This window comes from Streptomyces sp. NPDC001450 (genome assembly GCF_053597295.1).
In genome coordinates, this window is the sequence record NZ_JBSFHY010000040.1 from 1 (window position 1) to 18184 (window position 18184).

Annotated in this window: 17 protein-coding genes, 1 tRNA gene and 4 pseudogenes; 10 read left to right on the top strand and 12 right to left on the bottom strand. The window is 71.7% G+C overall.

All coding sequences use genetic code 11. The features are described from left to right. The 4 genes and pseudogenes from ACWC5O_RS34425 to ACWC5O_RS34440 form a co-directional block, all read right to left on the bottom strand. Positions 1-85 (bottom strand): annotated as a pseudogene (locus tag ACWC5O_RS34425) (DNA-binding response regulator); the annotation flags it as partial. Positions 86-150: 65 nt separating this feature from the next. Next, positions 151-235: transfer RNA gene (locus tag ACWC5O_RS34430), tRNA-Leu, on the bottom strand. A gap of 183 nt (positions 236-418) precedes the next feature. Continuing rightward, positions 419-1960, bottom strand: a complete 1542-nt coding sequence (locus tag ACWC5O_RS34435; RefSeq protein ID WP_450583181.1) for an aldehyde dehydrogenase family protein — start codon at positions 1958-1960, stop codon at positions 419-421. Positions 1961-2196: 236 nt separating this feature from the next. After that, a pseudogene (locus ACWC5O_RS34440) lies at positions 2197-2442 on the bottom strand (succinate--CoA ligase subunit alpha); the annotation flags it as partial. A 154-nt stretch (positions 2443-2596) separates the two neighbouring features. Between ACWC5O_RS34440 and ACWC5O_RS34445 the strand changes: the two are divergent. Then, positions 2597-3796, top strand: a complete 1200-nt coding sequence (locus ACWC5O_RS34445) for a low temperature requirement protein A (protein ID WP_450583180.1) — start codon at positions 2597-2599, stop codon at positions 3794-3796. Here the strand turns inward: ACWC5O_RS34445 and ACWC5O_RS34450 are convergent. The 4 genes from ACWC5O_RS34450 to ACWC5O_RS34465 all read right to left on the bottom strand — a co-directional run bounded on the left by ACWC5O_RS34450 (position 3793) and on the right by ACWC5O_RS34465 (position 6382). Further along, positions 3793-4314 carry a GNAT family N-acetyltransferase gene (locus ACWC5O_RS34450; RefSeq protein WP_450583178.1) on the bottom strand — a complete coding sequence of 174 codons (522 nt, stop codon included), beginning with the start codon at positions 4312-4314 and terminating at the stop codon, positions 3793-3795. The genes ACWC5O_RS34445 and ACWC5O_RS34450 overlap by 4 nt on opposite strands. A gap of 32 nt (positions 4315-4346) precedes the next feature. After that, positions 4347-5024: a GntR family transcriptional regulator gene (locus tag ACWC5O_RS34455; protein WP_450583177.1), complete on the bottom strand. Its 678-nt coding sequence runs from the start codon at positions 5022-5024 to the stop codon at positions 4347-4349. Positions 5025-5167: 143 nt separating this feature from the next. Then, positions 5168-6115, bottom strand: a complete 948-nt coding sequence (locus ACWC5O_RS34460; protein ID WP_393484720.1) for a beta-ketoacyl-ACP synthase III — start codon at positions 6113-6115, stop codon at positions 5168-5170. A gap of 138 nt (positions 6116-6253) precedes the next feature. After that, on the bottom strand, positions 6254-6382 hold the full coding sequence (locus tag ACWC5O_RS34465) for an MFS transporter small subunit (protein WP_450583175.1): 129 nt from the start codon (positions 6380-6382) through the stop codon (positions 6254-6256). A gap of 11 nt (positions 6383-6393) precedes the next feature. Here ACWC5O_RS34465 and ACWC5O_RS34470 point away from each other — a divergent pair. The 3 genes and pseudogenes from ACWC5O_RS34470 to fdhD all read left to right on the top strand — a co-directional run. Continuing rightward, positions 6394-6953, top strand: a pseudogene (locus ACWC5O_RS34470) (2-dehydropantoate 2-reductase); the annotation flags it as partial. A gap of 48 nt (positions 6954-7001) precedes the next feature. Continuing rightward, a pseudogene (locus ACWC5O_RS34475) lies at positions 7002-7232 on the top strand (2Fe-2S iron-sulfur cluster-binding protein); the annotation flags it as partial. Between the two features lie 7 nt (positions 7233-7239). Beyond that, on the top strand, positions 7240-8088 hold the full coding sequence (fdhD, locus tag ACWC5O_RS34480) for a formate dehydrogenase accessory sulfurtransferase FdhD (protein ID WP_450583173.1): 849 nt from the start codon (positions 7240-7242) through the stop codon (positions 8086-8088). Positions 8089-8162: 74 nt separating this feature from the next. On the opposite strand, the gene ACWC5O_RS34485 is transcribed toward fdhD, so the two are convergent. Further along, the gene (locus tag ACWC5O_RS34485) at positions 8163-8990 is read right to left on the bottom strand and encodes a LysR family transcriptional regulator (protein WP_450583171.1); all 828 of its coding nucleotides are present in this window, start codon (positions 8988-8990) and stop codon (positions 8163-8165) included. A gap of 127 nt (positions 8991-9117) precedes the next feature. Here ACWC5O_RS34485 and ACWC5O_RS34490 point away from each other — a divergent pair, with 127 nt between their 5' ends. Beyond that, positions 9118-9837 (top strand): SDR family oxidoreductase, encoded by a 720-nt coding sequence (locus ACWC5O_RS34490; protein WP_450583169.1) that lies wholly within the window; start codon positions 9118-9120, stop codon positions 9835-9837. Between the two features lie 4 nt (positions 9838-9841). On the opposite strand, the gene ACWC5O_RS34495 is transcribed toward ACWC5O_RS34490, so the two are convergent. Both ACWC5O_RS34495 and ACWC5O_RS34500 read right to left on the bottom strand, forming a co-directional pair. Continuing rightward, the gene (locus ACWC5O_RS34495) at positions 9842-10369 is read right to left on the bottom strand and encodes an isochorismatase family protein (RefSeq protein ID WP_450583168.1); all 528 of its coding nucleotides are present in this window, start codon (positions 10367-10369) and stop codon (positions 9842-9844) included. A 19-nt stretch (positions 10370-10388) separates the two neighbouring features. After that, a complete protein-coding gene (locus ACWC5O_RS34500; RefSeq protein ID WP_450583167.1) occupies positions 10389-10826 on the bottom strand; it encodes a MarR family winged helix-turn-helix transcriptional regulator in 438 nt (145 codons plus the stop codon). A gap of 113 nt (positions 10827-10939) precedes the next feature. Between ACWC5O_RS34500 and ACWC5O_RS34505 the strand changes: the two genes are divergently transcribed. Together ACWC5O_RS34505 and ACWC5O_RS34510 are read left to right on the top strand one after the other, a co-directional pair. Further along, the gene (locus ACWC5O_RS34505; protein ID WP_450583166.1) at positions 10940-11857 is read left to right on the top strand and encodes a quinone oxidoreductase family protein; all 918 of its coding nucleotides are present in this window, start codon (positions 10940-10942) and stop codon (positions 11855-11857) included. Positions 11858-11984: 127 nt separating this feature from the next. Next, positions 11985-13859 carry an exo-alpha-sialidase gene (locus ACWC5O_RS34510; RefSeq protein WP_450583165.1) on the top strand — a complete coding sequence of 625 codons (1875 nt, stop codon included), beginning with the start codon at positions 11985-11987 and terminating at the stop codon, positions 13857-13859. On the opposite strand, the gene ACWC5O_RS34515 is transcribed toward ACWC5O_RS34510, so the two are convergent. After that, positions 13800-14843 (bottom strand): bile acid:sodium symporter family protein, encoded by a 1044-nt coding sequence (locus tag ACWC5O_RS34515; protein ID WP_450583208.1) that lies wholly within the window; start codon positions 14841-14843, stop codon positions 13800-13802. The genes ACWC5O_RS34510 and ACWC5O_RS34515 overlap by 60 nt on opposite strands. A 143-nt stretch (positions 14844-14986) precedes the next feature. Here ACWC5O_RS34515 and ACWC5O_RS34520 point away from each other — a divergent pair, with 143 nt between their 5' ends. The 3 genes from ACWC5O_RS34520 to ACWC5O_RS34530 all read left to right on the top strand — a co-directional run bounded on the left by ACWC5O_RS34520 (position 14987) and on the right by ACWC5O_RS34530 (position 18178). Further along, a complete protein-coding gene (locus ACWC5O_RS34520) occupies positions 14987-15865 on the top strand; it encodes a LysR substrate-binding domain-containing protein (RefSeq protein WP_450583164.1) in 879 nt (292 codons plus the stop codon). A 28-nt stretch (positions 15866-15893) separates the two neighbouring features. Continuing rightward, the gene (locus tag ACWC5O_RS34525; RefSeq protein ID WP_450583163.1) at positions 15894-16139 is read left to right on the top strand and encodes a hypothetical protein; all 246 of its coding nucleotides are present in this window, start codon (positions 15894-15896) and stop codon (positions 16137-16139) included. 212 nt (positions 16140-16351) lie between these two features. Further along, on the top strand, positions 16352-18178 hold the full coding sequence (locus ACWC5O_RS34530; protein WP_450583162.1) for an AMP-dependent synthetase/ligase: 1827 nt from the start codon (positions 16352-16354) through the stop codon (positions 18176-18178). Positions 18179-18184: the final 6 nt, after the last annotated feature.

The window sequence follows — 18184 nt, forward strand, 5'->3', positions numbered from 1 at the left end:
AGCGGAGCAGCTCGAACTCGGTGGCGGTGAGGTGGATGGACTCCCCGGCCCGCGAGACCTCGTGGCTGTCCTCGTCCAGGGTCAGGCGGCAACGCAACGAGGACCCCGACCGTCAGGTCGAGGCCCTCGCTTCTGTACCACTACTACGAGTGTCCGAGGGGGGACTTGAACCCCCACGCCCGATAAAGGGCACTAGCACCTCAAGCTAGCGCGTCTGCCATTCCGCCACCCGGACTAGGTGTCTGCCGCCTTGCGGGGGCTGTTCCCCGCGGCGACATGGACAACAATACCAAGGTTTCGGAGTGCGTTTCACCTGCATATCCGTGCGGTGAGCGGGGGTCGGGGCGCGACTGTGCGCCCCGGCCGACGGGATGCACGCGGAGTGAGCGGGCGTACACGGAGCGGCTGGACGCGGTGGTCAGGGCATGAGCTGATAGTCGGGGAAGTTCCCGGGCAGCCGCTCGCCCGCCGGGCCGCGGGTGACGGCGCGCACCAGCAGCTCGCCGCCGACGAAGGCGCCGCGCCAGGAGGCGCCGAACCCGCCGAACAGCTCGTCGCGGTCCCCACGGGAGCGGGGCGTGCCGTGGCCGACCTTGAATGCGCGGATCTGCGGCGCCAGCCTCTCGAACGTGGCCCTGTCGTCCGTGGAGAGCGTCGCGACCAGGGCGCCGTTCGAGGCGTTCATCGCGGCCAGCAGCTCCGCCTCCGTGTCGACCAGGACGATGGTGTCGACCGGGCCGAAGGGTTCCGCTTGGTGGAGCGGGGAGGAGCGGGGCGGGTTGAGCAGGGTGACCGGGTGGACGTAGGCCGAGGTGTCCTGGCCCGGCAGAAAGCGGGCGTCGGCCTCCTTGCCGCGGTGGAGGGGGACGGCGCCGCGGTCGATGGCCTCGGTGACCTGGTCACGCAGCTCCTTGGCCTTGGCCGCGTTGATCACCGGGCCGAAGTCCAGCTCCGGGCACGGGTCACCGCTCCGTTCCACCGCCAGGGGGTGGCCGACCCTGACCCTGCGGACCGCCGGCAGGTACGCCGAGAGGAACGCGTCGAAGAGGTCGCGCTGGACCACGAAGCGCGGGTAGGCCGTGCAGCGCTGTTTGCCGTAGTCGAAGAGTTTCGGGACGAGTGCGGTGAACGCGTCCCAGTCCGAGTAGTTCCAGATGCCCCAGGTGTTCAGGCCCTCCTGCTCCAGTACGTGCCGTTTGCCGAGGTCGGCGACGGCCGTGGCGACGGCGGCGCCGGTGTCGCGGCCGCCGACGAAGGAGACGCAGCCGATCTCGGGCGCGCGCACCAGCGCCTGGGACAGCTCGCCCCCGCTGCCGCTGACCAGGGTGACGGGGATCCCCTCGCGTGCGGCAAGCGCGCAGGCGAGGGTCAGGCAGGCGACCCCGCCGTCGGTCGGGGTCTTGGCGATGACCGCGTTGCCCGCGAGGGCCTGGACCAGCAGGGTGTGGGCGAGGACGCTCATCGGGTAGTTCCAGCTCGCGATGTTGGACACCGGGCCGTCCAGCGGTGCCCGGCCGGCGATCATCGGTTCGATGCCGTCCACGTACCAGCGCACCCCGTCGATGGCCCGGTCGACGTCCGCCTGGGCGAGCCGCCACGGCTTGCCGATCTCCCAGACGAGCAGCAGCGCGAGGAGTTCGCGGTGTTGCGTGAGCGCGTCGAGGGTGGCGGCGACCCGGGCCCGGCGTTCGGCCGGCGGGATGTGCCGCCAGGCGCGGTGCTGGTCGAGCGAGGCCCGCACGGCCTGCCGGGCGGTGGCCCGGTCCAGCCGGGGCGGGCCCGCGACGGGAGTGCCGTCGACCGGGCTGATGGCGGGAAGCGCCCGGCCGTCCGCGTGCCAGGCGGCGTTCCAGAGGTTGAGGACGCGGTCGTCCCGGAACGCCTCGGGCGCGGCGGCGAGGCAGCGCTGCCAGGCCTCGGCCCAGGACGTTCCGGCTTTGAGGGTGAGGGTGGGTGCCATTCGGATACTCCGCTCTCGGTGCACGGTCGAGAGGAAAGGGCCGCGGGACCTTCCTTGGACCCGTGAGGCTTCCTTGGAAGGGTGGTGGCGGGGGGTGCAGGAGGTGCGGGGCCGTCCGGCGCACGGCTCGCACCGTCGTGCGCCGGACGTCTTGCGCGGGAGCCGCGGCCGTGACCGAAGAAGGTACCGACGGGCCGGGTGAACCGACAGTCACCGCGCGCCGACTATGAGTGAAGTCACTGCGCTGCGGTCAGCCGCGCGAGGACGAGTGCCGCCGTCTCGCTCGGGGTCCTGCCCACCTGGACGCCGGCCGCCTCCAGCGCCTCCTGCTTCGCCCGGGCCGTGCCCGTCGAGCCGGAGACGATGGCGCCCGCGTGACCCATGGTCCGGCCCTCGGGTGCGGTGAACCCGGCGATGTAGCCGACGACCGGCTTGGTGACGTGCGCGCGGATGTAGGCGGCCGCGCGTTCCTCGGCGTCGCCCGACCTGCTGCTCCGGCAACCGGGCCGGACCGGCGGCACGACGGTCCCGGCAGCACGCCCCCGGACAGCCTCCTGACGCCCGACTCCTGCCCGCTCACCCGGCGTTCCCCCTCTACGATCTGCTCACCGATCATCGGAGGGGGAGCAGCGCACCATGGACAGGGACACGCACACCGCACCCGCGCCCAGAGGCACCGAGGAACCAGGACGCCGGGTCACCAGCCTGGAGCTCTTCTTCGACCTGGTCTTCGTCTTCACACTGACCCAGCTCACCGTGCTGCTGGCACACGACCTGTCGTTCGCCACGGCCGCCCGCGTGGCTCTGATCCTGGTCGTGCTGTTCTGGATGTACGGCGCCTACGCCTACCTCACCAACCAGGTGCCGCCCGACCGCCCGTCGCGGCGCCTGCTGCTGATGCTGGGCATGGGCGCGTTCCTGATCTGCGCGCTGGCGATCCCGCGGGTATTCGACGACACCGGCGTGGTCTTCGGACTGGGCTTCCTGCTGGTGGTGATCGTGCACACGGCGCTGTACACACGCAGCCACGGCTGGGACTCCATCTGGTACGGCGTCCCGAACGCGCTGGCCGCCCTCTCCGTGACGGCTGCGGGCGGCACCGACGGCCTGGCGGCTGACGGTCTGTGGCTGCTGGCGATCGCCCTTCAGTTCGTGACCCCGTTCGTCGCCGAGCACGGGCCGGGCCGCAGGGACGGACGCAGCGCGGCGACGCTCCGGGTGCAGTTGGGCACCCTGGACCCGGCACACTTCGTGGAGCGGCACGGGCTGCTGCTGATCATCGCCTTCGGCGAGTCCGTGATCTCCATCGGCGTCGGCATCGGTGATCTGCCGCTCACGCCGGGCCTGTTCGGCGGCGCGTTCCTGGCGCTGGCGCTCGCCATCGCGCTGTGGTGGACGTACTTCGTACGCGACGAGGAGGGCGCGGAGGCCGCGTTCCATGCCACACCGGCACCGCAGCGGTGGCGGCTGGCGATGAACGCGTACTACTACGCCTTCCTGCCCATGCTGCTGGGCATCGCCTACCTCGCGGCCGGCGTGAAGAAGACCCTCGGCCACCTCACCGAACACCCGCACTGGGGCCCGGCGCTGGCCCTGGCGGGCGGTGTGGCCCTGTTCCTGGCCGGCGACACGGCCTTCCGCGCCACCCTGACTCTCCGCCCGATCCGCTACCGCGCCACCGCGGCCCCGCTCGCCCTGCTGACAGCGGTACCGGGCACCCGCCTTCCCGCGTATGGCGAACTACTGCTCCTGGTGGCGGTGTTGACGGGAATGCTGGCGGTGGAGGCACGTCGGTGCAGGACGACTCCGGCAGTCGCGCAACCGGCCGACGCCTAGGCCGCCGTGTCCAGGAAGATCCAATGATCGTCCGGCAGGCCGGCGGGCGCCGGAGGAGGTACCGGGCGGGTTTCCTCGTGCCAGGCGGAGCCCACGGCGGCGGTGGCGACTCCACGCCAGAAGCGGGCGGCGCCCCCGTTGGCCTTCTGGAAGGCGATGGCCCACGCTCCCGGGCGGGAGCGCAGGAGCTGGAGAGCGGCCTGTCGGCCGACGCCGCGCCTGCGCAGGGCTCGTACGACGAAGAACGCGGAGATCGAGGTCGAGCCCTCGGGCAGGGGGCTGGTCAGGACGAAACCGCCCGGGGCCGTGCCGTACTGGATCAACAGGGCCTCCCGCTCCGGCTCGTCGAAGAACAGCGGCAGGCCGCTGAACCCGAACCTCCCGTCGGCCGCCGGGAGATGACCGAGGAACTCCGACATGTCGTGACGGTACAGCTGGGTCAACTGCTCGACGACCGGCCGCAGTTCGGCAGTCGCGGGCAGGAGTGTGACGGGCGCGGCGTTCGTCATCGGTCCCATCCGGGGATTATCGCACGCGACGCCGACTGCGCTCAGGACGCGTTCTGTTCGTGGTACGAGCGGCGCGTGTGCTCGGTGTGTTCGCGCATCAGGTGGGTGGCTCGCTGCTCGTCGCGGGCGGTGATCGCTCTTATCAGCTCCCGGTGTTCGATCCAGGACTGCTTTCCGCGCTGCCGGGCCACCGGGGTGTAGTACCAGCGGACCCGGCGGTCGACCTGGCCGGCCAGTTCGGCGAGGACGGTGTTGCCCGCCAGTTCCATCACCTTGGCGTGGAAGGCGGCGTTGAGGGCGACCGCACGGTCCACGTCCTCGGCCGCGACCGCCTTCTCACCCTCGGCGCACAGCTCCTCCAGGACGTCGATGCCCGCCTTGTCGGCGTTCTGGGCGGCCAGTCGGGCTGCCTCCGCCTCCAGCAGGGTGCGGACCGTCAGGAGCTGGTCGGCCTCCTCCTGGGTGGGCTCGTGGACGAACGCGCCCTGTGCGGGGCGCAGGTCGACCCAGCCCTCGGTGTTGAGCCGCTGCAGGGCCTCGCGGACGGGCTGGCGGGAGACACCCAGGTGTCCGGCGAGTTCGCTCTCCACGAGGTGCTGGCCGGGCCGCAGGGCGCGGGTGGTGATCAGCTCCAGCAGTGCCTCGTAGACACGGTCGCGCAACGGGCCGGGCCGTTCCAGTTTGGGTACGGCTCCCTGCGGCAGTCCGGTCGGCAACATCGCGGTCCCCCTCCAGGCTGTTTGCACTACACGGTGGACTGCCCACTATGAATTGTCTTTCGTCTACAGTCTACGGTGCACAAAAGCCAGAAGAAGTGGGAGTTGAGCGCGTCACACAGCCCCGTGCGCCCCCGCGGACGGCGTCACGGGCACCGTACGACCTGCCCCGCGTACGACAGGTTGCCGCCGAAGCCGAACAGCAGAGCCGGGTCGCCACTGCGGACGGCGCCCTGCTCAAGCAGCTTGGACAGGGCGAGCGGGATGCTGGCCGCGGACGTGTTGCCCGATTCGGTGACGTCGCGCGCGACCACGGCGTTGACGGCGCCGATCTTCTCCGCGAGCGGCTCGATGATGCGCAGATTGGCCTGGTGCAGCACGACCGCGGCGAGATCGGCGGGTGCGATGCCGGCCTTCTCGCAGGCGCGCCGGGCGATGGGCGGCAGCTGGGTGGTGGCCCAGCGGTAGACGCTCTGCCCCTCCTGCGCGAACCGCGGCGGCGTGCCCTCGATACGCACCGCGTTGCCCATCTCCGGCACCGATCCCCACAGCACCGGCCCGATCCCCGGCTCCTGACCCGGTGCGCACGCCTCGACCACGGCCGCCCCGGCCCCGTCGCCGACCAGGACGCACGTGGTGCGGTCGCTCCAGTCGGTGATCTCGGACATCTTGTCGGCGCCGATCACCAGCGCCCGGGTCGCGGCGCCTGCCCGGACCGTGTGGTCGGCGGTGGCCAGCGCGTGGGTGAAGCCGGCGCAGACGACGTTGACGTCCATGGCGGCCGGCTGCGGGACGCCGAGCCGGGCGGCCACCCGGGCGGCGGTGTTCGGGGAGCGGTCGATCGCGGTGGACGTGGCCACCAGCACCAGGTCGATGTCCTGGGCCGTGAGCCCCGCGGCGGCCAGGGCCTTGGCGGCCGCGTGCGCGGCGAGTTCGTCGACCGGTTCGTCCGGGCCCGCGATGTGTCGGGTCCGGATTCCCACCCGGCTGCGGATCCACTCGTCACTGGTGTCGACCATGCCCGCGAGGTCCTCGTTGGTGAGTACCTTCGCGGGCTGGTAATGACCGATGGCGGCGATGCGCGAGCCGTGCATGTGGGGGATCCCCTCGTTGCCGTGGGTAGCGGGATCCACCAGTCTGATCAGTGACTCACGAGTACGACGGCAGGTGAAGCCACAGGAATCCGGCGCCCGCGTTGTCGGCTTCCCTCAGACGCTCGGACGCCCGAGCACTCATCCCGTGAACAGCTGTGTCACCTTCTGCACCAGCTCGTACACCCCGTAGGCGAGGGGTGCCCCGACCCACAGCCAGGAGAAGCCGATCAGGATCCGGCGGCCAGGCAGGCTAGTGTCGCTGGGCATCGGGGACCTCCCTCTGGGCGAACGCGTACGCCGCGTGCGGGCCGCTGATCACGCCGCTGCTGCACGAGCGCACGTCGGTGGTGGCCGCCCAGAACGGCATCCCGTGGTGGTACTTCCACCGGCACGGCGGCCCCTACGACGGCCACCGCGTCGAGAGCGTCGACCCGGGCGGCGCCGTCAGCGACGTCCTCGCGCCCGAACGGGCCGTCGGTTGCGTCGTCCACGCCGCGACCGAACTCCGGTCGCCGGGCGTCGTACGGCGCTTGGAGGGCGCACCCGGTTCTCCGTCGGTGAGCCCGACCGCAGCGTCTCGGCACGCTGCCTGGACTTCAGCGAGGCGATGCAGGCCGGCGGCCTGAAGTGCCCGGTGGAGCAGGACCTGCGCGGCGACATCTGGGTCAAGCTGCTCGGCATCATCTCCTTCAACCCGATCAGCGCGCCGGCCCGCGCCACGATGCGGCAGATGTGTCTGCACGGCGGCACCCGCCGGGTCATCGAGACGATGATGCGCGAGACCCTCGCCGTGGCCGAGGCGCTGGGCTGTCAGGTCGGGGTCTCCGTCGAACGGCGGTCGCGGGCGGGGTTCGAGGAGTACCGCAAGCTGGTGGAGCCGTGGACGCTGTCGTTCAGATCGGAGTTCGACATGCGGGCGGCCGGTACCTGGGACGAGTCGAAGCAGTCGGAGACGACCACGGTGTGCGCGTACTGCGGAGTGGGCCGCAACCTCACGCTCCACGTGCAGGACAATGAGATCGTGAAGGTCACCTCGCCGCTCGACAACCCGGTGACCCACGGCAATCTCTGCATCAAGGGCCGTTTCGGCTACCAGCACGTACAGAACCGGGGCTGATCAGGACATGGGACGAGTCACGGAACGACGCAAGGTCCTCCGCATCCGGGACGGGGCGGTCTCGACCCGGCCGGACACACTCGTCGCCGAGGAACCCCTGGAGATCCGGCTGAACGGGAAGCCGCTCGCGATCACCATGCGCACGCCGGGTGACGACTTCGCGCTGGCGGCGGGGTTCCTGGTGAGCGAGGGTGTCCTGGCCACCGCCTCCGATCTGCAGAACATCGTTTACTGCGCCGGGGCGACTGCGGACGGTTCGAACACGTACAACGTGGTCGACGTGCGGACCGCCCCGGACGTCGCCCTGCCCGACTTCACCCTGGAACGGAACGTCTACACCTCGTCCTCGTGCGGGCTGTGCGGCAAGGCCAGTCTGGACGCCGTACGGACGACCGCGCGCTGGCCGATCGCCGACACTCCCCCGGTCCGGGTCACCCCCGAGCTGCTGACGAGCCTCCCCGACCGGCTGCGGGCGGCCCAGCGGGTGTTCGACCGGACCGGGGGGCTGCACGCGGCCGCCCTGTTCACCGAGGACGGGGAGCTGCTGGACATACGGGAGGACGTGGGCCGGCACAACGCGGTCGACAAGCTGGTCGGCCGGGCGCTGCAGAACGGCGGTCTGCCGCTGTCGCGGACGATTCTGCTGGTCTCGGGCCGGGCCTCGTTCGAGCTGGCGCAGAAGGCCGTGATGGCGGGGATCCCGGTGCTGGCGGCGGTGTCGGCGCCCTCGTCGCTCGCGGTGGACCTGGCCGCCGAGACGGGCCTGACCCTGGTGGGTTTCCTGCGGGGCAGCTCGATGAACGTGTACGCGGGTGAGGACCGCGTCGCCCTGCGGGCCGCGGCCGCCCAGGGCTGACCGGTTCCCCGCGGCACGGCGGCGGGGCCCCGACCGGCGGGGAGCAGCGCCCCCTGCGCCGCAGGGGCCCCGCCTCAGCCGGCCGTCTCCGCCCGGGCCTGGGCGGCGGTGACGAACCCGGCGATGAGCGGTGAGCGTCGGCGCGCCTCCCAGGCCAGGAGCACCTCGTCGGGCTCCGCGTCCGACACCGGCACGTACGTGATGTCCGGGCGGGAGTACTGCAGGGCGACCGACTCCGGTACGAGCGTGATGCCGGCTCCGCTCGCCACGCACTCGAACTTCTCCTCGATCGTGCGGATCGGCACCTCGTCGGGGCCCGGGTCGGCGTAGCTGAGCCTCGGCTCGTCCACCAGGTCGGCGAGGCGCAGCTCCCGCTTGCCGGCGAGCCGGTGGTCGGCGGGCAGCATCGCCACGCGTGCCTCGCTGTACAGCGGCAGCAGCCTCAGTCCCCGGTCCCGGACCGGGCGTCGTACGTAGGCGACGTCGACGGTGCCGTCCAGGATCAGCTCCTCCTGGTCGTCCCACTCGACTCGGCGCGCGTGCACGTCGACGTCCGGGTGGGCGGCCCCGAAGTCCCGCAGCGCGCGGGTGACGACCACCCCGGCGCGGAACCCGACGACGAAGCGCCCCGGGCCGCGGGCAGCCCGCCGCACCCGACGGCGTGCGGCGTCCGCACTCGCGAGCAGATGCCGTGCGTCATCCAGGAGTTGACGGCCGGCCGACGTCAACGTCACGCCGTGGCTGTCGCGTACGAACAGCTCCGCGCCCAAGTCCTTCTCCAGCGCCCGGATCTGGCGGCTGAGGACGGGCTGGGCGATGTGCAGCTGCTCGGCGGCGCGGCCGAAGTGCAGCAGTTCGGCGACCGCCACGAAGTAGCGGACCTTCCGCAGGTCCAGGTCCATGGCCGCCCCTTCCGTCGTACCGGTGGCGATGCCTTCAGGGTATCGCCACGGACGAAAGAGGTCTTGGACGCAGAGGTGGACGCGATCGCAGGCTGGATCGCACCAGAGCGGATACGGAAGGAACACAATGGATCTGCGGGGACAGCGTGTCGTCGTCATCGGGGGTACGTCGGGCATCGGGCTCGCGGTCGCCGAGGGCGCGGCGCGGGAGGGCGCCGAGGTGCTGGTCGCCTCGCGTCGGCAGGAGAGTGTGGACGCGGCACCGAAGCGGCTGCCCGGGAGCGCCGAGGGGCACGTACTGGACGCCACGGACGAGGCGGCGGTACGCGGCTTCTTCGGGAGGATCGGGGGTTTCGACCACCTGGTGTACACGGCCGGTGAGTCGCTGCTGCTGGAGAGCCTGGCCGAGGCGTCTCTCGTGCGGGCGCGGCGGTTCCTGGACACGCGGCTGTGGGGTGCGTACACGGCGGTGAAGTACGGCGCCGGCTCGATCCGGGAGGGCGGTTCGGTGGTACTGACCACCGGGACCGCCGGGCGGCGGCCGATGCCGGGGACGACGGCCGCGGCGGCGCTGTGCGGGGCGATGGAGTCCCTGACCCGGGCGCTGGCCCTGGAGCTGGCGCCGGTTCGGGTCAACGTGGTCTCGCCGGGGGTGGTGCGTACGGAGCTGTGGCGGGAGCTGCCGGAGGGCGACCGGGAGGGGCTGTTCCGGTCGTCCGCCGAGTCGCTGCCGGTGGGGCGGGTCGGCGAGCCGGCGGATGTGGCGGAGGCGTACCTGTACCTGATGCGCGGCGGTTACAGCACCGGGTCGGTGGTGACCGTGGACGGGGGCGGGCTGCTGGTGTGAGGGATCAGCGGGCCGCGAGGCGTACCTGGGAGGCGGTCACGACCGTGCCGAGCCTCGGGAAGTCGAGCTTGACCGAGGCTTCGTGCTCGGCGGCGGTGAACGCGGCCATGGCGTCCTCGACGAAGACGAGGTCGTAGCCGAGGTCGGCGGCGGCGCGGGCGGTTGACTCGACACCGAGGTTGGTGGCGATGCCGCCGAACAGCAGCGTGCGGATGCCGCGTTCGCGTAGCCGCTCGTCCAGGCCCGTGCCCTGGAAGCCGCCGATGGTGCGCTTGACGATCTCCAGGTCGCCGTCCCCGGACAGCCCCGCCGCCAGCCCGCTGCCGGGCGGCTGCTCGGCGACGGCGGGGCGTTCGACCCGGATCAGGACGACGAGTGACCCGGCGGCACGGAAGGCGGCCGCCAACTCCTCGGCGGTGGCGAGCACTTCGGTGCCTTTGCGGGGTTCCAGGGGCAGCGCGACGATACGGTCCATCAGGTCGACGAGGACGAGGGCGGTGCGCTGCGGATCGAGCACTCGAGCTGCGGTCATGACGGAACGTTAGCCCCCATCAGCCGTCCGTGCCGGAAATCCGGATCAACAGGCCCATGAACTGACCGCGTTCGGCCGACGACAGCGGGGCGAGCAGTTCGTCGTTGGCCTCGCGGGCGGCCTTCTCACAGCGGGCGAGCAGGCGGGCGCCGTCGTCGGTGAGGGACACGGCGTTCTTGCGCCGGTCCTTGGGGTCGGGGGCGCGGACGACGAGGCCGGCGGACTGCAGGTCGTTGAGGACGCCGACCAGGTCCTTGGGGTCGAGGCCCACGCTACGGCCGAGGTCGGCCTGGGCGACGGGGGCGAGGTCGCGGACGGCGGAGAGCACCACGTGGTGCCACATCTTCATGCCCTCGGCCGCGAGGGCGTCGGCGACCAGGGAGCGCCCGCGGGCGGCGGCCCGGCCGAGGAGCCAGCTGGGCAGGGCGCGGATGGCAGGGAGGGGTGCTTCGGCCATGTGCGCAGCCTACCGAAGAATCATTGGACTTCCCAACGATCCATCGCTACCGTTGGGGCTCCCAATGAATTCATTGGTGTCCCCAACGACCACCCCCGCCCCTGGAGGTTGCGATGCGTCGCGTCCGGTACGAGTCCACCGGCGGCCCCCTGTTCCTGGAGGAGGCACCCGTCCCCGAGCCCGGCGTGGGTGAGCTGCTGGTGCGCTGCGAGGCGGTCGGCGTCACCCTGCCCGTCGTCCGCAAGGTCACCGAGGCCGCCGAACCGATCCCGCTGGGCGGCGAGATCGCCGGCGAGGTGGTGGCCGTCGGCGAGGGCGTGACCCGCTTCCGCACCGGCGACCGGGTCACCGGACTGTGCTTCGGCCACGGGTACGCCGACTTCGCCCTGCTGCACGAGGCCATGGCCTCCCCCGTACCCGACGGCGCCACCTCCGTCGACGCGGTCGCGCTGGTGCGCAGCGGGCTGGTGGCACTCGGCGCGCTGGAGGCGGCGCGCCTCGTGCGGGGCGAGGCGGTGCTGGTCACGGCCGCGGCGAGCGGGGTCGGGCAGCTCGCGGTGCAGCTGGCGCGGGCGCGGGGTGCGGGCCGGGTGGTGGGCGCCGTCTCCGATCCGGCCAAGGCGGACTTCGTCCGCTCGCTGGGCGCGGACGGCTGTGTGCGGTACGGCGACGACAGCTGGGGAGAGCCCGTCGACTGCGTCCTGGACGCGGTCGGCGGCGATCTGCTCGCCCCCGCCCTCGCCGCCCTCGCCCCGCACGGCCGGCTGGTCGCCTACAGCTCGGGCGGCGGCACGATCCAGGCGTACGACCTGCTGGTCGGCGCCAAGTCGGTGATCGGCTTCCAGGTGGCGCTGATCGCCCGCGGCCGGCCGGAGCTGTACGAGCGGTGGCGGCGGGAGCTGTGGCGGCTGTTCACCGACGGCGCCCTGAAGCCCGCCGTGCACGGCGAGTTCACGCTGGAGGACGCGGGGAGGGCGCACGAGGCGATCGAGTCACGGAGCAACCTCGGCAAGGTGGTGCTGCGCCCGTGAGCCCTCCGAAGTAGCTGCACGCTTCTTGTGAGGCGCCGGAGGCCCCAACTACCGTCTGATACACGCATGTTGGACGTCGGATGTCCGGATGTCCACATGTCTCGACGCGTGAAGGGCAGGTCGCGCCATGCCGTCAGGAATCCGCACCCGTCTGAGAAACTGCCTGGCCGCCGCCCTCACGGCGGCCGCTCTGCTGGTGCTGCCGCACCCGGCGCACGCCCAACCCATCACCGGCTCACCCGAGTTCGAGCAGCAGATCCTCTTCAAGGCGTCGCAGGACCCCGGTTACGCCTGCTTCCGGATACCGGCGATCGTGCGGACGACCGAGGGCACGCTGCTGGCCTTCGCCGAGGGCCGGGTCCTCAACTGCGGGGACGCGGCCGACATCGACCTCGTGGTCAAGCGCTCCACCGACGGCGGCCGCACCTGGGGCCCGCTGCAGGTGGTCAACGAGGGCGCGGGCGACACCCACGGCAACCCGGCGCCGATCGTGGACCGCGACACCGGCCGGATCTGGCTCGCCGAGACGTACAACACCGGCCGTACGGACAGCGCAAGTTGCCCGGTGCCCTGTGACCGCAGCCCGCATCTGCAGTACAGCGACGACGACGGAGAGACCTGGTCCGAGCCGCGCGATCTCAGCCCCGAGATCCTGCCCGCCGACTGGAACTCCTGGTACGCGACCGGCCCCGTGCACGGCATTCAGCTCACCCACGGCCGGTACGCCGGCCGGCTGGTCTTCGGCGTCAACACCGAGACGTGGGACGGCAGCCGGGTCAGCGCCAACCACGCCGCGCTCATCGTCAGCGACGACCACGGCGGCCACTGGCGGATCGGCGCCACCGACACCTGGCCGATCGCCGCCGACGGCACCTTCCGGCAGAAGCCCTCCGAACTCACCCTCGCCGAACGCACGGACGGCTCGGTCCTGGTCAGCGGCCGGGAGCAGGACGGTACCGACCTCGGCCACCGCACCCAGGCCGTCAGCCGGGACGGCGGCGGCAGCTTCGCCGCGCCCTTCCGCGACCTCCCGGACCTCTACACCCCTCAGGTGCAGGGCTCGATGCTGCGCGTGGGCGACCGCATCCTGCTGTCGTGCCCCGCCGACCCCGACCGGCGCCGCACGATGATGATCCGCTCCTCCTACGACGGCGGCCGCACCTGGGACAGCGTGGACCGCGGCACGGTCGTCACCACGGACTGGTCCGGCTACTCCGACCTGGTGCGCGTCGACCACGACACGGTGGGCCTGATGTACGAGGGCGGGGCGGTCGACGCGCGCGACGAGATCCGCTTCGCCCGCTTCACCGACGACTGGCTCGCCCCGCGCCGCGGCCCCGGCCCGCACACCGCCGACCTCGCCCCGCACGCCCGCCCGGCCGTGGTGCTCGGCGACGCCGAGGAGACCGACGGCGTGTTCGACGGGGCGCTGGAGTTCGACGGCGCCGACGACGCCGTACGCCTGCAGTACCGCCCCGAGCTTCCGCTCGGCTCCGGGGACTTCACGGCGTCCCTGTGGTTCCGGTACACGGCCACGACCGGCGAGCAGCCGCTGCTCTGGATGGGTGGCATCGGCACCACTCAGCCGCAGGTGTGGATGCGCGGCGAGCCGGCGAACCACCGTGTGCAGGGGCTGATCACGGTACGGAACGGTGCGGCCGCTCCGCAGACCGCCTTCGTGCGCACGGACACCGCGTACAACGACGGCCAGTGGCACCACGCCGTCCTCAGGCGCGGCGCAGGCCGGCTGTCGCTGTCCGTCGACGGTGTGCGGTCCACCGTCGCCGATGTGCCGGGTTCGGTCAGCCGCAACTCGCCCTTCGGCGTGCACATCGGCCAGCGCATGGACAGCCGGGCCTTCTTCACCGGAGCGATCGACGAGGTCCACGTCTGGGACCGCGCCCTGACCGACGAGGAGCTGTCCGACCCGAAGGTGCTGCGGTCACCGAAGGACACGGTGCTGTGGCTGCCCCTCGATCACGTGAGCGGAGGGGACGCCTGACTCCTGGGTGGGCTCCTCCAGGTCGTGGGAGCGCCGCTTGGCGATGACCGCGCACACCATCAGCTGCATCTGGTGGAAGAGCATCAGCGGCAGCACGGCCAGGGAGGCGTGAGCGCCGAACAGGACACTCGCCATCGGCAGTCCGGAGGCGAGGGACTTCTTCGACCCGGCGAACTGGATGGCGATCCGGTCCTCCCGGCCGAAGCCGAGCGCCCGGCCGCCGTACCAGGTCAGGCCCAGCATGACGGCCAGCAGGGCAGCCTCGACGCCGAGCAGCGCGGCCAGCCGGACGGGGCTGACCTGGTGCCAGATGCCCCGGGTCATACCCTCGCTGAACGCGGTGTAGACGACCAGCAGGATCGAGCCGCGGTCGACCAGGCCGAGGACCTTTTTGTGCCGGGCGACGAAACCGCCGATCCAGGGACGCATCACCTGCCCGGCGAGGAACGGCACCAGCAGCTGGAGCACGATCTTCACCACGGAGTCCGCGGAGAACCCGCCGCCGTCGTTGCCCAGCAGCCCGGCCGCCAGCAGCGGGGTGACGAGGATGCCGACCAGCGAGGAGAACGAGCCCGCGCAGATGGCGGCAGGCACGTTTCCGCGTGCGATCGAGGTGAACGCGATCGACGACTGGATCGTGGACGGCACCAGGGTGAGGAACAGCAGACCCTGGTACAACGGCTGGGTCAGTACCACCGGCACCAGGCCGCGGGCGGCGACACCGAGCACCGGGAAGATGACGAAGGTGCAGGCCAGGACGGTGACGTGGAGCCGCCAGTGCCTCAGACCGTCCAACGCCTCACGGGTGGAGAGCCGGGCGCCGTAGAGGAAGAAGAGGAAGGCGATCGCGGCCGTGGACGCCCCGGAGGCCACGTCGGCGCCGGTGCCCCGGGCCGGGAAGAGCGCCGCGAGGCCCACCGTGCCGAGCAACAGCACGATGTACGGGTCGATCGGCATCCAGCTCGGCCAGCGCAGGCGTTTCACGGCGCTCCACTTGCAGTTCGTCACGTGCGTACAGGAGCCCGGAGGGCCCCTCTCCATCGTCCTCTCCCGGGCACCGATCGGGAATCCCACATACCACTCTTACTGTCATCGCATTCCGTGATGACCGGCGGTACGCTGCCGTCGTGTACGACCCCACCCAGCTGCGCACGTTCCTGGCGGTGGCGCAGACGCTCAGCTTCACGCAGGCCGCCCGGCGGCTCGGGCTGCGCCAGTCCACGGTCAGCCAGCATGTGCGCCGGCTGGAGGAGGCCACCGGCCGGCAGCTGTTCTCCCGGGACACCCACTCCGTGGAGCTGACCGAGGACGGCGAGGCGATGCTGGGCTTCGCCCGCCGGCTGCTGGAGGTGCACGAACAGGCGACGGCGTTCTTCACCGGCACCCGGGTGCGGGGCCGGCTGCGCTTCGGCGCCTCGGAGGACTTCGTCCTCACCCGGCTGCCGGAGATCCTGGAGGGCTTCCGCCACGATCACCCGGAGGTCGACCTGGAGCTGACGGTGGAGCTGTCCGGCACCCTGCACGAGCAGCTGGCGGCGGGGAAGCTCGACCTGGTGCTGGCCAAGCGGCGCCCGCAGGATCCGCGTGGCGAGCTGGTGTGGCGCGACGACCTGGTGTGGATCGGCTCCGAACACGTCCGCCTGGAGCCCGACCGGCCGGTCCCGCTGATCGTCTATCCGCCGCCCGGCATCACCCGCGCCCGCGCTCTGGAGGCGTTGGAGGAGCAGGGGCGCGGCTGGCGGATCGCGTGCACCAGCGGCAGCCTCAACGGCCTGATCGCCGCCGCCCGCGCGGGGCTCGGCGTCATGGCCCACTCGCGGCGGCTGATCCCGCCGGGGCTGTTCCGGGTAGCGGACCGTTCGGGCCTGCCGGAGCTGGGCAAGGTGGACTTCGTCCTCGTGCACGGCCGGCGGCGCGGCGCGGCCGAGGCCGCGGCGAACGCGCTGGCGGCGGCGGTCCTGACGGGCGGGGACCGGCTGCACCGGGGTCAGCGCGGCGGGCACTGAGGAGCGGGCCGGCACGGCGGCCGGTGCGGTGAACACCGTCCGGCAGCTGGGGTACGCGCCGGGGGTCGCGGTGTTCGGCACCGTCCCGACCGCCCGGACGACCGGCACGCTCCCGCACGGCGCGGCAGCGGAAGCGCTGGTCCTGGTCCTGGTCCTGGTCAGGGCACCCGGCGCGCAGCGGACCGGAGTGACGGAATCGGCCGCCACGACGCTGAACAGAGAAGACGAAGGCGCCGCGCGCCTGAGTCCTGAGGAGGCTGCCGTCGGGCCGTAATCGGGTCGTACAGATTCGGTGGAGATTACGGCACCGAAACTTACTGAACCGTAAGTATTCTGTCCGACCCTTCCGCATGTGAGTGTATTTTCCGGGCACTGCCCAGGCCGATGGTGAGCATTGGTCGATTTCGTACCCCCTCCCGCCCCGACTGTGGGTGGGGTAGCTTTCACGGCGCTGTGCGGAGCGTCATAGGAACGGGGAGCGAGGGTTTGCGCGAGTTCACCACCCCTCCGTTGGCGTCGGCGCCGCCGGTGGGCGGCCTGGCCGATGTCGTCTTCGAGCATGCCCGGACGGACCCCCTGCACATCGCGCTGGGCCGCAAGGACGAGTCGGGCCAATGGCGGGACGTGACCTCCGCCGAGTTCCGCGACGAGGTCCTCGCCCTGGCCAAGGGGCTCCTCGCCCGTGGCGTCCGGTTCGGCGACCGGGTCGCGATCATGTCCCGCACCCGCTACGAGTGGACCCTGTTCGACTTCGCGCTGTGGACGATCGGCGCCCAGGTGGTCCCGATCTACCCGACGTCCTCGGCCGAGCAGTGCTTCTGGATGCTGTACGACGCCGAGGTGTCGGCGGCGATCGTGGAGCACGAGGACCACGCGATGACCATCGCCACGGTCATCGACCGGCTCCCGCGGCTGCGGGAGCTGTGGCAGCTGGACGCGGGCTGTGTGCAGGAGCTGTACGACGCCGGCGCGCATCTGGACGACGAGGTGGTGCACCGGCACCGGCAGGCGGTCACCCCGGACTCGGTCGCCACGATCATCTACACCTCGGGCACGACCGGCCGGCCCAAGGGCTGTGTGCTCTCGCACGGGAACTTCATGTACGAGGCGGACACCATGATCGGGCGCTGGGAGCCGGTGTTCCACTCCAAGAAGGGCGACGAGGCCTCCACGCTGCTGTTCCTGCCGCTGGCGCACGTCTTCGGGCGGATGGTGGAGGTCGCGGCGATCCGTGGCCGGGTCCGTTTCGGGCACCAGCCGCAGCTGCACGCGGCCGCGCTGCTGCCGGACCTGGCCGCGTTCCGGCCGACGTTCATCCTCGCGGTGCCGTACATCTTCGAGAAGGTGTTCAACGCGGCCCGGCGCAAGGCGGAGAAGGACGGCAAGGCGGGGCCGTTCGAGAAGGCGGTCGAGATCGCCGTGAAGTACGCCGACGCCGCCGAGGCCAAGGCCTGGGGCACCGGTCCGGGCCCGTCGGCGGCCCTCAGGATGCAGCACCAGCTGTTCGACAAGCTCGTGTACGCGAAGGTCCGCGCGGCGATGGGCGGGCGGATCCGGAACGCGATGTCCGGCGGATCGGCGATGGACCGCCGGCTCGGGCTGTTCTTCGCGGGCGCGGGCGTGCAGATCTACGAGGGCTACGGCCTGACCGAGTCGACGGCGGCGGCGACCGCGAACCCGCCCGACCGCACCCGCTACGGCACCGTCGGCCAGGCCGTCCCGGGCGTCACCGTGCACATCGCGGACGACGGGGAGATCTGGCTGCACGGCGGCAACGTCTTCCAGGGCTACCTCAACAACCAGAAGGCCACCGACGAGACCCTGCACGACGGCTGGCTCGCCACCGGCGACCTCGGCTCCCTCGACGAGGACGGCTATCTGACCATCACCGGCCGCAAGAAGGAGATCCTGGTGACCTCCGGCGGCAAGAGCGTCTCCCCCGGTGTCCTGGAGGAGCGGGTCCGCGACCATCCGCTGGTCAACCAGTGCATCGTCGTCGGCAACGACCGCCCCTACATCGCCGCCCTGGTCACCCTCGACCAGGAGGCCGTGGAGCACTGGCTGCAGATGCGCAACAAGCCGAAGCTGACGCCCGCGCAGCTGGTGCGGGACCCGGACCTGGAGACGGAGGTGCGACGGGCGGTGGTCGCCGCCAACACCCTCGTCTCGAAGGCCGAGTCCATCCGTACCTTCCGCATCCTGGCGCAGCCGTTCACCGAGGAACACGGCCTGCTGACGCCGTCGTTGAAGTTGAAGCGGAAGGCGATCGAGAAGGCGTACGAGAGCGAGGTCGAGGCCCTCTACCGGGCCTGACCCCCC

Bases quoted from the DNA above. Each gene is read 5' to 3' on its own strand.
- ACWC5O_RS34435 (WP_450583181.1), bottom strand. From the start codon at position 1,960: ATGGCACCCACCCTCACCCTCAAAGCCGGAACGTCCTGGGCCGAGGCC.
- ACWC5O_RS34445 (WP_450583180.1), top strand. From the start codon at position 2,597: ATGGACAGGGACACGCACACCGCACCCGCGCCCAGAGGCACCGAGGAA.
- ACWC5O_RS34450 (WP_450583178.1), bottom strand. From the start codon at position 4,314: ATGGGACCGATGACGAACGCCGCGCCCGTCACACTCCTGCCCGCGACT.
- ACWC5O_RS34455 (WP_450583177.1), bottom strand. From the start codon at position 5,024: ATGTTGCCGACCGGACTGCCGCAGGGAGCCGTACCCAAACTGGAACGG.
- ACWC5O_RS34460 (WP_393484720.1), bottom strand. From the start codon at position 6,115: ATGCACGGCTCGCGCATCGCCGCCATCGGTCATTACCAGCCCGCGAAG.
- ACWC5O_RS34465 (WP_450583175.1), bottom strand. From the start codon at position 6,382: ATGCCCAGCGACACTAGCCTGCCTGGCCGCCGGATCCTGATCGGCTTC.
- fdhD (WP_450583173.1), top strand. From the start codon at position 7,240: ATGGGACGAGTCACGGAACGACGCAAGGTCCTCCGCATCCGGGACGGG.
- ACWC5O_RS34485 (WP_450583171.1), bottom strand. From the start codon at position 8,990: ATGGACCTGGACCTGCGGAAGGTCCGCTACTTCGTGGCGGTCGCCGAA.
- ACWC5O_RS34490 (WP_450583169.1), top strand. From the start codon at position 9,118: ATGGATCTGCGGGGACAGCGTGTCGTCGTCATCGGGGGTACGTCGGGC.
- ACWC5O_RS34495 (WP_450583168.1), bottom strand. From the start codon at position 10,369: ATGACCGCAGCTCGAGTGCTCGATCCGCAGCGCACCGCCCTCGTCCTC.
- ACWC5O_RS34500 (WP_450583167.1), bottom strand. From the start codon at position 10,826: ATGGCCGAAGCACCCCTCCCTGCCATCCGCGCCCTGCCCAGCTGGCTC.
- ACWC5O_RS34505 (WP_450583166.1), top strand. From the start codon at position 10,940: ATGCGTCGCGTCCGGTACGAGTCCACCGGCGGCCCCCTGTTCCTGGAG.
- ACWC5O_RS34510 (WP_450583165.1), top strand. From the start codon at position 11,985: ATGCCGTCAGGAATCCGCACCCGTCTGAGAAACTGCCTGGCCGCCGCC.